Source organism: Klebsiella sp. GW_Kp181, from assembly GCF_040062315.1.
In the GTDB taxonomy this organism is placed as follows: domain Bacteria; phylum Pseudomonadota; class Gammaproteobacteria; order Enterobacterales; family Enterobacteriaceae; genus Klebsiella; species Klebsiella oxytoca.
Genome location: NZ_JBEAFR010000076.1, coordinates 76,641 through 90,266, shown reverse-complemented (window position 1 = coordinate 90,266; position 13,626 = coordinate 76,641). Strand labels below are relative to the sequence as shown.

Sequence of the window (13,626 nt, the reverse complement as noted above, 5' to 3'; positions counted from 1 at the left end):
CCCAGTCATTTCTTCACCTGTGGAGCATTTTAAGTATGGCACGCGTAACTGTTCAGGACGCTGTAGAGAAAATTGGTAACCGTTTTGACCTGGTACTGGTCGCCGCGCGTCGCGCTCGTCAGATGCAGGTAGGCGGAAAGGATCCGCTGGTACCGGAAGAAAACGATAAAACTACCGTTATCGCACTGCGCGAAATCGAAGAAGGTCTGATCAACAACAAGATCCTCGACGTTCGCGAGCGCCAGGAACAGCAAGAGCAGGAAGCCGCTGAATTACAAGCCGTTACCGCTATTGCTGAAGGTCGTCGTTAATCACACAGCGGGTCGCCCTTGTATCTGTTTGAAAGCCTGAATCAGCTGATTCAAAACTACCTGCCCGAAGAGCAAATCAAACGCCTTCGGCAGGCTTATCTCGTTGCACGTGACGCTCACGAGGGCCAGACACGTTCAAGCGGTGAACCCTATATCACGCACCCGGTAGCGGTAGCCTGTATCCTGGCCGAGATGAAGCTCGACCATGAAACGCTGATGGCTGCCCTGCTGCACGACGTGATAGAAGATACCCCCGCCACCTATCAGGATATGGAGCAGCTTTTTGGCAAAAGCGTTGCAGAACTGGTAGAGGGGGTGTCAAAACTTGATAAGCTAAAGTTTCGCGACAAGAAAGAGGCTCAGGCCGAAAACTTTCGCAAAATGATTATGGCGATGGTGCAGGATATTCGCGTCATCCTTATCAAGCTCGCTGACCGCACCCACAACATGCGTACGCTGGGCTCATTGCGCCCGGATAAGCGCCGCCGCATCGCCCGCGAAACGCTGGAAATCTACAGCCCTCTGGCGCACCGTTTAGGTATTCATCACATCAAAACCGAGCTCGAAGAGCTGGGCTTTGAGGCGCTGTATCCTAACCGCTACCGCGTTATTAAAGAGGTAGTTAAAGCGGCGCGCGGCAACCGTAAAGAGATGATTCAAAAAATCCTCTCCGAAATCGAAGGGCGTTTGCAGGAAGCGGGAATACCCTGTCGCGTTAGCGGTCGCGAAAAGCATTTGTACTCCATCTACTGCAAGATGGTGCTCAAAGAGCAGCGTTTTCACTCGATTATGGATATCTACGCCTTCCGCGTGATTGTCCATGATTCTGACACCTGCTATCGCGTGCTAGGCCAGATGCACAGCCTTTACAAGCCGCGTCCAGGCCGCGTCAAAGACTACATTGCCATTCCAAAGGCGAACGGCTATCAATCTTTGCACACCTCGATGATCGGCCCGCACGGCGTCCCGGTTGAGGTACAAATTCGTACCGAAGACATGGACCAGATGGCGGAAATGGGGGTTGCGGCGCACTGGGCTTATAAAGAGCACGGCGGCGAAAGCAGTACCACGGCGCAAATCCGCGCTCAGCGCTGGATGCAGAGTCTGCTGGAGCTCCAGCAGAGCGCCGGTAGCTCATTTGAATTTATTGAGAGCGTGAAATCCGATCTGTTCCCGGATGAGATTTACGTTTTCACCCCGGAAGGGCGCATCGTCGAACTGCCCGCTGGCGCGACGCCGGTGGACTTCGCCTACGCGGTGCATACCGATATCGGCCATGCCTGCGTCGGCGCGCGCGTCGACCGCCAGCCATATCCCCTGTCGCAGTCGCTCTCCAGCGGCCAGACGGTGGAGATCATCACCGCGCCGGGCGCTCGTCCGAACGCCGCGTGGCTGAACTTTGTCGTCAGCTCTAAAGCGCGCGCCAAAATTCGCCAACTGCTGAAAAACCTCAAGCGCGACGATTCCGTTAGCCTCGGGCGACGCCTGCTTAATCACGCGCTCGGCGGCAGCCGCAAGCTGGCCGAAATTCCGCCAGAGAACATTCAGCGCGAACTTGACCGTATGAAGCTGGCAACGCTTGACGATCTGCTGGCCGAAATTGGCCTCGGTAACGCCATGAGCGTCGTCGTAGCAAAAAACCTGCAGCAGGGTGAAACCACAGCCGTGCCTGTACAGCCGGCGCCTGTCGGCCATAACCATCTGCCGATTAAAGGCGCGGATGGCGTGCTGATCACCTTTGCCAAGTGCTGCCGTCCGATTCCCGGCGACCCGATTATTGCGCACGTCAGCCCGGGCAAAGGCCTGGTTATTCACCACGAGTCCTGTCGTAACATTCGCGGTTACCAGAAAGAGCCGGAGAAATTTATGGCGGTTGAGTGGGACAAAGAGACGGCGCAGGAATTTATCACCGAAATTAAGGTGGATATGTTCAACCATCAGGGTGCCCTGGCGAATCTTACCGCCGCAATCAACACCGCCTCTTCCAATATTCAAAGCCTGAATACGGAAGAGAAAGATGGCCGCGTTTACAGCGCCTTTATTCGCCTCACCGCGCGCGACCGCGTGCATCTGGCGAATATTATGCGCAAAATTCGCGTCATGCCGGATGTGATAAAAGTCACCCGTAACCGAAATTAGCTCTGACACAAAATCATTCGAATTGCATCAAGGCGGCAAGCGAATGACAAATCTGCCAGGAGCAGATTTGAACGCTGCTTACAGCGGCCCCGTAAGGGGCGAGGCCCAGGGATGGGCCGAGTAATCCGCAGCGATTAAAGAGTCATTCGAAGGATGAAGTGTAATGAATTTACAGCGTTATGCGCGTATCTGCGAGATGCTCGCCAGGCGTCAGCCTGACCTGACGGTCTGCATGGAGCAGGTCCATAAGCCTCATAACGTCTCTGCGATTATTCGTACCGCAGACGCCGTTGGCGTGCATGAAGTGCACGCCATCTGGCCCGGTAGCCGTATGCGTACCATGGCCTCCGCAGCCGCGGGCAGCAATAGCTGGGTGCAGGTGAAAACCCATCGTACTATTGGCGATGCCGTCACGCATTTAAAAGGCCAGGGCATGCAGATTCTGGCAACCCATCTCTCTGATAACGCCGTTGATTTTCGTGAAATCGACTATACCCGCCCCACCTGTATCCTGATGGGCCAGGAGAAAACCGGCATTACTCAGGAAGCGCTGGACCTGGCGGATCAGGACATCATTATTCCGATGATTGGCATGGTGCAGTCGCTGAACGTTTCCGTCGCCTCGGCGCTTATTCTGTATGAAGCCCAGCGCCAGCGGCAGAACGCCGGCATGTATCTGCGCGACAACAGCATGCTGCCGAAAGAAGACCAGCAGCGTCTGCTGTTTGAAGGCGGCTATCCGGTGCTGGCGAAGGTCGCAAAACGTAAAGGTCTACCCTACCCCCACGTCAACGAGCTGGGCGAAGTCGAAGCCGATGCCACGTGGTGGGCCACTATGCAGGCTGCAGGATAAAAACGATGCAAGGTCGCCTGTTAGATGCCGTCCCCCTTAATACCCTAACCGGCGTTGGCGCGGCACAGAGCAGCCGACTGGCGAAAATCGGCCTGCACACGGTGCAGGATCTGCTTCTGCACCTGCCGCTACGCTACGAAGACCGCACCCATCTGTATCAAATCGGTGAACTGCTGCCCGGCGTTTACGCCACCGTTGAAGGCGAAGTTCTTAACTGCAATATCACTTTCGGCGGCCGCCGGATGATGACCTGCCAGATAAGCGACGGCTCCGGCATCCTCACCATGCGCTTTTTTAACTTCAGCGCAGCGATGAAAAATAGCCTGGCAACCGGGCGTCGCGTGCTGGCCTACGGAGAGGCTAAGCGCGGTAAGCACGGGGCGGAGATGATCCACCCGGAATATCGGGTTCAGGGTGATATGAGTACCCCTGATTTACAGGAAACGCTGACCCCGGTTTATCCCACCACCGAAGGCATCAAGCAGGCTACGCTGCGTAAGCTCACCGACCAGGCGCTGGAGCTGCTTGAAACCTGCGCTATCGCCGAGCTGCTGCCGCCGGAGCTGGCGCAGGGGATGATGAGCCTGCCTGACGCCTTGCGCACGCTGCATCGCCCGCCGCCCTCTTTACAGCTTAGCGAGCTGGAAAGCGGCAAACATCCGGCTCAGCGACGCTTAATCCTGGAAGAGCTGCTGGCGCATAACCTCAGCATGCTGGCGCTGCGGGCAGGCGCTCAGCGCTACCACGCTCTCTCGCTCAGCGCTAACGACACGCTAAAAGACAAGCTGCTGGCCTCTCTCCCCTTTACGCCGACCGGCGCGCAGGCGCGCGTCACGGCTGAAATCGAGCGCGATATGGCGCTGGACGTGCCGATGATGCGTCTGGTGCAGGGGGATGTTGGCTCCGGTAAAACCCTGGTTGCCGCGCTGGCCGCCCTGCGCGCCATCGCGCACGGCAAGCAGGTGGCGCTGATGGCGCCGACAGAACTGCTGGCTGAGCAGCATGCCAATAACTTCCGCAGCTGGTTTGAACCGCTGGGCGTTGAAGTAGGCTGGCTGGCGGGCAAACAAAAAGGCAAAGCGCGCCTGGCGCAGCAGGAGGCTATCGCCAGCGGACAGGTGCAGATGGTGGTCGGTACCCACGCCATCTTTCAGGAACAGGTCCAGTTTAACGGCCTCGCGTTGGTGATTATCGACGAACAGCATCGTTTCGGCGTCCATCAGCGGCTGGCGCTATGGGAGAAAGGCCAACAGCAGGGCTTTCACCCGCACCAGCTGATTATGACCGCGACGCCGATTCCGCGGACCCTGGCGATGACCGCTTATGCCGATCTCGACACCTCGGTCATCGATGAACTGCCGCCGGGCCGTACGCCGGTTACGACGGTAGCCATCCCGGATACCCGCCGCAGCGATATTATCGACCGGGTACGGAACGCCTGTACTCACGAGGGTCGCCAGGCCTACTGGGTTTGTACGCTGATTGAAGAGTCGGATCTGCTGGAGGCCCAGGCGGCGGAAGCCACCTGGGAAGAGCTGAAGCTGGCGCTGCCGGAGCTGAATATCGGCCTGGTGCACGGGCGCATGAAATCTGCCGAGAAACAGGCGGTCATGAGCGCGTTCAAGCAGGGCGAGCTGCATCTACTGGTCGCCACCACGGTAATTGAGGTCGGCGTGGACGTGCCTAATTCCAGCCTGATGATCATCGAAAACCCTGAGCGTCTGGGGCTGGCTCAGCTGCACCAGCTCAGAGGGCGCGTCGGGCGCGGTGCGGTGGCCTCACACTGCGTGCTGCTCTATAAATCGCCGCTTTCTAAAACCGCGCAGAAGCGCCTGCAGGTTCTGCGCGATAGCAACGACGGCTTCGTCATTGCCCAGAAAGACCTGGAAATTCGCGGTCCCGGCGAGCTGCTCGGCACGCGCCAGACCGGCAACGCTGAATTCAAAGTCGCAGATTTAATGCGCGATCAGGCCATGATCCCCGAAGTTCAGCGCATCGCCCGTCATATACACGAAAGATATCCTCAGCAGGCCCAGGCGCTTATCGAGCGCTGGATGCCGGAAACCGAACGCTATTCCAACGCGTAGCGCGCACGTTATCCGCCACGCTGCGCATAATTTTTTATTCAGATGAGTGGATTATGAAACGAGAACTGGCCATCGAATTTTCGCGCGTCACCGAAGCCGCCGCGCTGGCAGGCTATAAATGGTTAGGCCGTGGTGATAAAAACACCGCCGACGGCGCCGCCGTCAACGCCATGCGCATTATGCTCAACCTGATCAATATCGACGGTACTATCGTGATTGGCGAAGGCGAAATCGACGAAGCGCCGATGCTGTATATAGGCGAACGCGTCGGTACCGGCAACGGTGATGCGGTAGACATCGCCGTCGATCCCATTGAAGGCACCCGCATGACGGCGATGGGCCAGGCCAACGCGCTGGCGGTGATGGCGGTAGGCGATAAAGGCTGTTTCCTGAACGCACCGGATATGTACATGGAAAAGCTGATTGTCGGTCCGGGCGCGAAAGGCACCATCGATCTGAACCTGCCGCTGGCGGAAAACTTGCAAAACATCGCCCGCGCGCTGAATAAGCCACTAAGTGAATTAACCGTTACCATCTTAGCCAAGCCGCGCCATGACGAGGTCATCGTTGAGCTGCAAAAACTGGGCGTGCGCGTATTTGCTATTCCCGACGGCGACGTTGCCGCCTCTATTCTGACCTGCATGCCGGATAGCGAAGTTGACGTTATGTACGGTATCGGCGGTGCCCCGGAAGGGGTCGTTTCAGCGGCGGTGATCCGCGCGCTGGACGGCGATATGCACGGTCGTCTGCTGGCGCGCCACCACGTTAAGGGCGACAGTGAAGAGAACCGCCGCATCGGCGAGAACGAGCTGGCACGCTGTCAGGCCATGGGCATCGAAGCAGGCAAAGTGCTGCGTCTGGACGATATGGCGCGCAGCGACAACGTCGTTTTCTCGGCGACGGGCATCACCAAAGGCGATCTGCTGGACGGTATTACCCGTAAAGGTAATATGGCCACCACCGAAACCCTACTGATCCGCGGTAAATCCCGCACTATCCGCCGAATTCAGTCGATTCATTATCTCGATCGCAAAGACCCGGATATCCAGCTACACATCCTGTAAAACATTTGATCAATAGAGCTTTCCAGCCTTTTCGGGCTGGAAATCTGCTCTCGTCGCGGTGAAGATACGCTAACAGGATTGAGAGGAGAGACGCTATGGCAAACTGGGTTACAGGCAAAGTCGTAAAAGTTCAAAACTGGACGGATGCACTGTTTAGCCTCATCGTTCACGCACCGGTTGAACCGTTCACCGCAGGGCAGTTTGCCAAACTGGGGCTGGATGTCGACGGTGAACGCGTGCAGCGCGCCTATTCCTACGTCAATGCTCCCAGTAATCCCGATCTTGAGTTCTACCTGGTGACGGTTCCGGAAGGCAAACTTAGCCCACGGCTGGCGGCGCTGAAGCCGGGCGATGAAGTGCAGGTGGTCAGCGAAGCGGCCGGCTTCTTCGTGCTCGAAGAGGTGCCGGATTGCGACACCCTGTGGATGCTCGCCACCGGCACGGCGATTGGCCCGTATCTGTCAATTCTCGAAGAAGGGAAGGACCTGGATCGTTTTAAAAATCTCGTACTGGTGCACGCCGCGCGCTATGCCGCGGATCTCAGCTATCTGCCGCAGATGCAGGCGCTGGAAGCGCGCTATGCGGGCAAGCTGCGCATCCAGTCGGTCGTCAGTCGGGAAACCGCGCCGGGCATGCTCACGGGACGTATCCCGTTCCTGATTGAAACCGGCGCGCTGGAAGAGGCCGTCGGCCTGCCAATGAACGCCGAGAGTAGCCACGTCATGCTGTGCGGTAACCCGCAGATGGTGCGCGACACTCAGCAGCTGCTGAAAGAGACCCGGCAGATGAGCAAGCATCTGCGCCGCCGACCGGGTCATATGACCGCCGAACACTACTGGTAATCAGGGCTCCGCTTTCCAGCGCACGTCCAGCGTCTCTTTGCCAAACTTATTTGCCCCCTGGGTGCCGACAAACGCCCCCAGGTCGATAAGCATCATCACGATAATCAGCGTCGGTATAAAACGCCCGACGCCCCACTGCCAGACGCCCGGCAACATCGACCAGTTACCCGCCAGCAGCATCCACGCCAGAATCATCAGCAGCGCCCAGAGGCCGGATTTCCCCCGGTCGTGCAGACGTTTAATGGTCACCGCCGCCGTCGGCCACAGCAGGCATACCAGAATAAACGCCGCGGTCTGTAAGTTGAGTAGGTTGCTGCCAGCCAGCGTGAACAGCGCGCTCATGGTCGCAATCCAGATAGCAATCCAGATCCAGAAGTCGCGACGTCCAATCCGCCCTTTAATTGAGAATAGCCACTGCTGTAGGGTCATGTTTTATTCCTTATCATCATCACCGACGTAGTTTACCCTGAAGGCGTGACTTTTTGACAAGCGTGACGGTTCTCGTTTTAATCGTCGGCAGACAAAAAAAGGAAAGATGGGCATGAAGAAGTGGGCAACTTTATATTTAATTGGGCTGACGGCGCTATCCGTCGGCCAAAATGCGTTGTCCGCCGAGCCTGACTCCGCCGCTACGGCGCCCTATCTTCTCTCCGGCGCGCCGGTGTTTGATATCTCCATCAGCGCGTTTCGGGAAAAATTCAATACCGATAACCCGAAGCTTTTGCTCAATGAGTTTCGCGCCGTCACCTCCAGTAAAGACCAGGCGAATTTGACCCGCGCCGCCACCAGGATCAACGACAATCTTTATGCCTCGACCGCGCTTGAGCGCGGTACGCTTAAAATTAAATCGATGCAGATAACCTGGCTGCCGATTCAGGGGCCGCAGCAGAAAGCGGCGAAAGCCCGGGCCCTCGAGTATATGAGCGCCGTCATGCGCGCGTTCGTGCCGACGCTCAGCCAGGCGCAGAGCCAACAGAAGCTACAAAAGCTGCTGGCCGCCGGAAAAGGCAAACGGTACTTTTCGGAAACCGAAGGCGCGGTGCGCTATGTGGTGGCGGACAACGGCGAAAAGGGGCTGACCTTCGCTGTTGAACCGATTAAGCTGGCGCTATCTGAAACGCTGGAAAACAACAATAAATGACAAAAAGCAAAGCCTTTCCAGTGATGAATCTCTATACTGTTTCACAGACCATGCTGCCCGCGGGGGCGGCTATATTCCTTAATTCGCTTTAAAGCGTGGAGAATAAAAATGCGACATCCTTTAGTGATGGGTAACTGGAAACTGAACGGCAGCCGCCACATGGTAAACGAACTGGTCGCGAACCTGCGTACCGAACTGGCAGGCGTTACCGGCTGTGCAGTTGCCATTGCTCCGCCTGAGATGTACATCGACCTGGCTAAACAAGCCGCTGCCGGCAGCCACATTCACCTGGGCGCGCAGAACGTTGATCTGAACCTGTCCGGCGCATTCACCGGCGAAACCTCTGCCGAAATGCTGAAAGACATCGGCGCTGAATACATCATCATCGGCCACTCCGAGCGTCGTACCTACCACAAAGAGTCCGACGAGTTTATCGCTAAGAAATTCGCGGTACTGAAAGAGCAGGGCCTGATCCCGGTACTGTGCATCGGTGAAACCGAAGCGGAAAACGAAGCGGGCAAAACCGAAGAAGTGTGCGCACGTCAGATCGACGCCGTTCTGAAAACCCAGGGCGCGGCGGCGTTCGAAGGCGCGGTTATCGCTTACGAACCGGTATGGGCGATCGGTACCGGCAAATCCGCTACCCCGGCTCAGGCTCAGGCAGTACACAAATTCATCCGCGATCACATCGCGAAAGCCGATGCGAAAGTGGCTGAACAAGTCATTATCCAGTACGGCGGTTCCGTTAACGCGGGCAACGCAGCAGAACTGTTCACCCAGCCGGACATCGACGGCGCGCTGGTTGGCGGCGCATCCCTGAAAGCGGACGCTTTCGCGGTAATCGTTAAAGCAGCAGAAGCCGCGAAAAAAGCGTAATTCGCTTTACAGGCTCTCCCCGGTCTCGCTTCGCAACCGGGGAGAGCCTGGTAGCCCGGACAGGTGCGCAGCGCCGCCTCCGGCAAAATCCCCGAACGAAACAGGCTACAGTTTGCCCAACGCCTGATACCACAGATAGTCCAGCGGCAGCAGAATTAAATAGCTCACCGCCGCCAGCGCAATACACAGCAGCATTCCCGCCCGTGCAGGTACTTTCCCTAGCCCCATCGCCACTACAATCGGTGACGCCTGATACGGCAACAGCGGCGTGGAGTATCCCAGCACCTGAATCATAATCACGCTCAGCAGCGGGAAGCCGGTCGCATCGGAGAAGCTCTGTGCGAAAGTGGTATACAGCGCCGGTACGCCGTTCGCGGTCATAATAAAGTTTAGCGCGCTGGTAATACCGGTCAGCGCGAGAAAGCTGGTAAACGGGCTCTCTTTATCCAGCGGCATAATCTGCAGCAGGGCATTCCCCACCACACCGCCGATCCCGGTCTGGGTCACGGTGATAGCCAGCCCCAAAATTCCGGCGACGTAAATACAGGTGCGGATGTTCACGCCGCTGGAAAACTCCTCGCCGCTGATAAAACCGACTCGCGGCAGCAGCGTTATCACCGCCGCCGCCAGCCCCGTCCAGGCTGGCCCTATGCCGTGCCAGCTCTCCGTCACCCAGAGCGTCAGCACCACGACCAGCAGCCAGGCAAGGCGCTTCTCATCGCGGCTCATCGGCGGCAGCGGCGACAGATCGCGCGGCGGATGCGGTTTCCCCGGGAACAGCCAGCATATCAGCACGATCAGCGCCGCCCCCTTGAGCCAGCCGAGCACCGGCGTATGCAGCAGTAAATAGGGCAGATAATTCAGATGGATACCGTACGATCCCTCCGCCGCGCCGCTCATCACCAGATTCGGGACGTTCGCCGGTAAAATAGTGGCAGACAGCTGGAAGGTACCGAACCCCACCGCCAGCGCCAGGCCAAACCAGGGGCGCGTTCCCTCTTCAATACCGGCACGCCTGGCCATTGCCGCCACAATCGGCATCAGCAGCGCGATGCGCCCCATATTGGACGGCATCACAAACGCCAGCGCATAGCTGAGCAGCACCACGCTGCCGACCATCAGCGGCCAGGAATCCGTCAGACGCGACGAAAGCGCCCGTGCCGCCCTGTCCGCCAGCCCGGTTTTGCGGATAGCGATCCCCAGCACAAAGCCGCTGAACACCAGCCAGAATGCCGACGACGCGAAGCCGCCGAAAATCACCTCCGGCGGCGCGATTTTAGCGATCATCGCTGCGGCAAAAAACAGCAGCGCGGTCATAAACTCCGGCAGGAGCGATGTCGCCCAAAGCAGGATAGTGAGGCCAACGATAATTGAAGGAAGGAACAGAGGATGGGACAACCAGAGCGACATACCTGTCTCCTGTCGGTTTTTTCAGCAAGAATACGACGGACAACAGGGCAGGTAAACGCCAGATATAGTGGGGGTTATGACAACTCTGGTGCGGGCAGATTAGTGATAATGAATTTCGCCAAAGTATTCCGACAGCACGTAATAGCGGCAATATTCGAAAGGGCTGTTATGCCCGGCCTGAAACGTCTGTCTGGCGACGGATAATAGTGGTTTATTCGCCGCAATCTGCAGCTTTTCGCACAGGTCGGCGGAAGGTAAGATCGCCTCCACCTTTTCAGTCGCCGAGTCACTGGTGACGTTTAATAGCGAATAAAGCGACGTATGTTCCAGCGCCTCTGGCGTGAGCTGCAGATTGGGAAAGAAGCTAAGATCGAGATAGATCTTTTCATGGTTAAACGGGCGATTGTTCAGGCAACGAATACGCGAGATATAGAGATAATGATGATGGGCGGGCAGGCTCAAACCATCTGCCTGAGCGTCACGCGCGCGACGCGGCGCGATCTCAAGAATACGGTTCTCTATCTCGACGCTGGCATCCTGAAGATCGCTGGTAATGCCGCGAAACGTGTGGCCGTAGCTTACTCCCTCCGGCACAGAGCACACTACCGATCCGCTTCCGCGCTGGGACGAAATAATGCCCGCATTGATTAATTCGCTCCAGGCCTGTTTAACCACGATGAGCGAGACGTTATAGGCTCTGGCAACCTCTTTTTGCGTCGGCAGCTGGCTGCCTAACGGCAAGGACCCATTCTGAATCTGCTGACAGATGATAAAAAATAGTTGCTTATAAAGCGGAGTAAAGCTCGTTTTATCAACCTGCAAACTGCGCACCTCACGTCTTCGCCAGCAGGGGACGTTTTACCGTCCCCGGCAGGGTGAATTCGCTACCCTGCGATTTGCCTGGCCAGTTGTGCCAAATCGAAATGATTCATACGATCCACGGTCGTTAAATAATCGGCGGGAAAAGCCTCCACGCCATGGAATGCGCCGGAAATCGCTCCAACCATGGTAGCGACAGTATCAGTATCATTGCCGATATTAACGCCGGAGATAATAGCATCTACGGCAGAATTCGGACAACACGCGAACAGGCCAAAGGCCGCCGGTACGGCTTCACTGACGTGCAGCCCGGAACCAATAATATCGGCAAGTTCCACCACCGCCGTTTCCCAATGACGATGCCGTTGACCGATAGCCACGGCCAGTTCGATGCGTCGGGCAACGGATGGGCCTGCCACCATCATCGCCCCTTGATCCTGCGCCAGCAGATAGCCTCTTTGCGCGCCATAAATACCGGCGGCAATAATGGTGTCCGCATTGGTCTGCGATCGTAACGCTTCGCTGGTTGCCGCCGCCATCGCCGCTGCGCCGGACATCGCCAGCACGTTATTATGCGTAAAGCGGCAAATCTGCAGCGCGCAGTGAATCGCCGCATCAATATCTCCCGGATGCAGTACCGCCGCAGGCCAAATCTTCATGGCGGCGCCGTTGGTGGCTTCCGCGTTTCCCTTATTAATAATCTGTACCGACTGCTTTTCGCCTTCAAGATCACCCTGCAAGGAGGCGCGATGGTCATTGAATATCGCTTTCATTGCCGCACGCGTTGTCGGGCCGGTAAAGTTGGCGTAGTAAGGGTAATCCAGCCACTGCTGGAAGGCCTCGCGCATCGCCTCATCGCTGACCTGGCGCTGGTGGCGCAGCAGCGCGTCCATAATGTATTTCGCCTGAATAAAATCATCCGTGCACATACCCGCTTCGTTACAGCGACCAAACGTATCCGCTGGCGGTTTTTGAAAGGTCGTCACCCAGCCGCCGAAATAGTCCTTAATTTGCTGCTGAGTCCGTACTTCCGTCGCCGCGCCCATCGCGTCCGCGGCGGCGGCACCCACCAGGCATCCCAGTATTTTGTTTTGATCAACGTGCATGATGACTCCTTATTTCACGGTCATGGCTTGTGCCAGCGAACGGCTGGACAGAAAAGTATTGAGCTGGTCGGGAAACGGCAGAGCAGTCATTGCCCCTTTTGCCGTCACCGCCATCGCTCCGCAGGCGTTGGCATTGCTGATCGCCTCCGCCAGCAGGGCATGATTCCAGTGGTTTTCGCGGGAAAGCGTGAACAGCAGGCCGCCAACAAAGGCATCACCGGCTCCGGTGGTATCGACGACCTCCACGCGCGGGGCAGGAAAAAGGAACTCTCCCTCGGCGGTGATAAGCAACGCTCCTTCGGCCCCCAACGAAATGATGGTGGTCTCGCAGCCCAGATCGCGCATGTAATACCGCGCATCCTGCCAGTGGCTGGCGCCGCTCAGCTGACACAGCTCATCTGCCGAGACTTTGCAGATAGACGCCAGCGCAGCGGAGCGGGCGATCAGCTCAGGGATCTCAGCGGCATTGCGCCACATCTTGCTGCGCAAGTTGACATCAAACAGAACGTAGCCGCCGGCCTCCCGCATTCTTCGCGCGCCCTCAAGGCATGCCTCGCGAGCGGGGCTGTCGGTGAGACCAATGGAGCTAAAGTAAAACCATTCGTATTTTCTGAACGTCGGCAGATCCTGAGGTGAAACGAAGGTATCAGCCCCCGGATGTACCAGATAGGTAAAGCTGCGCTCGCCGTCAGCCGTCAGATTGACGATCAGTACCGCGCTGGTCAGGCTCGCATCCAGCCGCAGCGAAGAGACATCGACGCCGTTATCCTGAAAAACCTGGCGCAGGAAACGCCCGGCGTCATCGTCGCCAAGGCAGCCGATAAAACCGCACGTTCCGCCCAGCCTGGCAACGCAGACCCCCACGTTCGCCGAAGCGCCTCCGGGACATTTCAGGTAGCTGTTCTGTTTTTCCGGTACGAGGTCTACGGAGGCGTCGCCGATCGCCCAAACCTTATTCATGGCATTCATTTACGCCTC

Annotated in this window: 13 protein-coding genes; 8 read left to right on the top strand and 5 right to left on the bottom strand. The window is 57.4% G+C overall.

Annotated elements, in window-relative coordinates; all coding sequences use genetic code 11:
- Window positions 1-35 precede the first annotated feature (35 nt).
- From rpoZ to fpr, 6 genes are all read left to right on the top strand, one after another.
- Window positions 36-311 (top strand): DNA-directed RNA polymerase subunit omega, encoded by a 276-nt coding sequence (gene rpoZ, locus ABLV11_RS20320; RefSeq protein ID WP_004106927.1) that lies wholly within the window; start codon window positions 36-38, stop codon window positions 309-311.
- A gap of 18 nt (window positions 312-329) precedes the next feature.
- A complete protein-coding gene (gene spoT, locus ABLV11_RS20315) occupies window positions 330-2,450 on the top strand; it encodes a bifunctional GTP diphosphokinase/guanosine-3',5'-bis pyrophosphate 3'-pyrophosphohydrolase (protein ID WP_004106928.1) in 2,121 nt (706 codons plus the stop codon).
- A gap of 163 nt (window positions 2,451-2,613) precedes the next feature.
- Entirely contained in the window at window positions 2,614-3,303 is a 690-nt protein-coding gene (gene trmH, locus ABLV11_RS20310; protein WP_004106929.1) for a tRNA (guanosine(18)-2'-O)-methyltransferase TrmH, read from the top strand.
- Between the two features lie 5 nt (window positions 3,304-3,308).
- Window positions 3,309-5,390, top strand: a complete 2,082-nt coding sequence (gene recG, locus ABLV11_RS20305) for an ATP-dependent DNA helicase RecG (RefSeq protein WP_004106930.1) — start codon at window positions 3,309-3,311, stop codon at window positions 5,388-5,390.
- A 53-nt stretch (window positions 5,391-5,443) separates the two neighbouring features.
- Window positions 5,444-6,454 (top strand): class II fructose-bisphosphatase, encoded by a 1,011-nt coding sequence (gene glpX / locus ABLV11_RS20300; protein ID WP_016809637.1) that lies wholly within the window; start codon window positions 5,444-5,446, stop codon window positions 6,452-6,454.
- Between the two features lie 95 nt (window positions 6,455-6,549).
- Complete coding sequence (fpr, locus tag ABLV11_RS20295; protein ID WP_004106932.1) at window positions 6,550-7,296, top strand: ferredoxin--NADP(+) reductase; 747 nt, start codon at window positions 6,550-6,552, stop codon at window positions 7,294-7,296.
- Here the strand turns inward: fpr and ABLV11_RS20290 are convergent, their stop codons facing one another.
- Window positions 7,297-7,725 (bottom strand): DUF805 domain-containing protein, encoded by a 429-nt coding sequence (locus tag ABLV11_RS20290; RefSeq protein WP_004106933.1) that lies wholly within the window; start codon window positions 7,723-7,725, stop codon window positions 7,297-7,299.
- Between the two features lie 112 nt (window positions 7,726-7,837).
- Between ABLV11_RS20290 and ABLV11_RS20285 the strand changes: the two genes are divergently transcribed.
- Together ABLV11_RS20285 and tpiA are read left to right on the top strand one after the other, a co-directional pair.
- A complete protein-coding gene (locus ABLV11_RS20285) occupies window positions 7,838-8,437 on the top strand; it encodes a DUF1454 family protein (RefSeq protein ID WP_004106936.1) in 600 nt (199 codons plus the stop codon).
- Between the two features lie 108 nt (window positions 8,438-8,545).
- The gene (tpiA, locus tag ABLV11_RS20280) at window positions 8,546-9,313 is read left to right on the top strand and encodes a triose-phosphate isomerase (protein WP_004106939.1); all 768 of its coding nucleotides are present in this window, start codon (window positions 8,546-8,548) and stop codon (window positions 9,311-9,313) included.
- Between the two features lie 105 nt (window positions 9,314-9,418).
- Here the strand turns inward: tpiA and ABLV11_RS20275 are convergent, their stop codons facing one another.
- The 4 genes from ABLV11_RS20275 to ABLV11_RS20260 form a co-directional block, all read right to left on the bottom strand.
- A complete protein-coding gene (locus ABLV11_RS20275) occupies window positions 9,419-10,723 on the bottom strand; it encodes an SLC13 family permease (protein WP_004116479.1) in 1,305 nt (434 codons plus the stop codon).
- Between the two features lie 99 nt (window positions 10,724-10,822).
- Window positions 10,823-11,545 (bottom strand): GntR family transcriptional regulator, encoded by a 723-nt coding sequence (locus tag ABLV11_RS20270; RefSeq protein WP_004106944.1) that lies wholly within the window; start codon window positions 11,543-11,545, stop codon window positions 10,823-10,825.
- A gap of 62 nt (window positions 11,546-11,607) precedes the next feature.
- Window positions 11,608-12,648, bottom strand: coding sequence for an ADP-ribosylglycohydrolase family protein (locus ABLV11_RS20265; RefSeq protein ID WP_004106952.1), 1,041 nt, complete (start codon window positions 12,646-12,648; stop codon window positions 11,608-11,610).
- A 9-nt stretch (window positions 12,649-12,657) separates the two neighbouring features.
- Complete coding sequence (locus tag ABLV11_RS20260) at window positions 12,658-13,617, bottom strand: aminoimidazole riboside kinase (protein WP_126488020.1); 960 nt, start codon at window positions 13,615-13,617, stop codon at window positions 12,658-12,660.
- Between the last annotated feature and the right edge of the window lie 9 nt (window positions 13,618-13,626).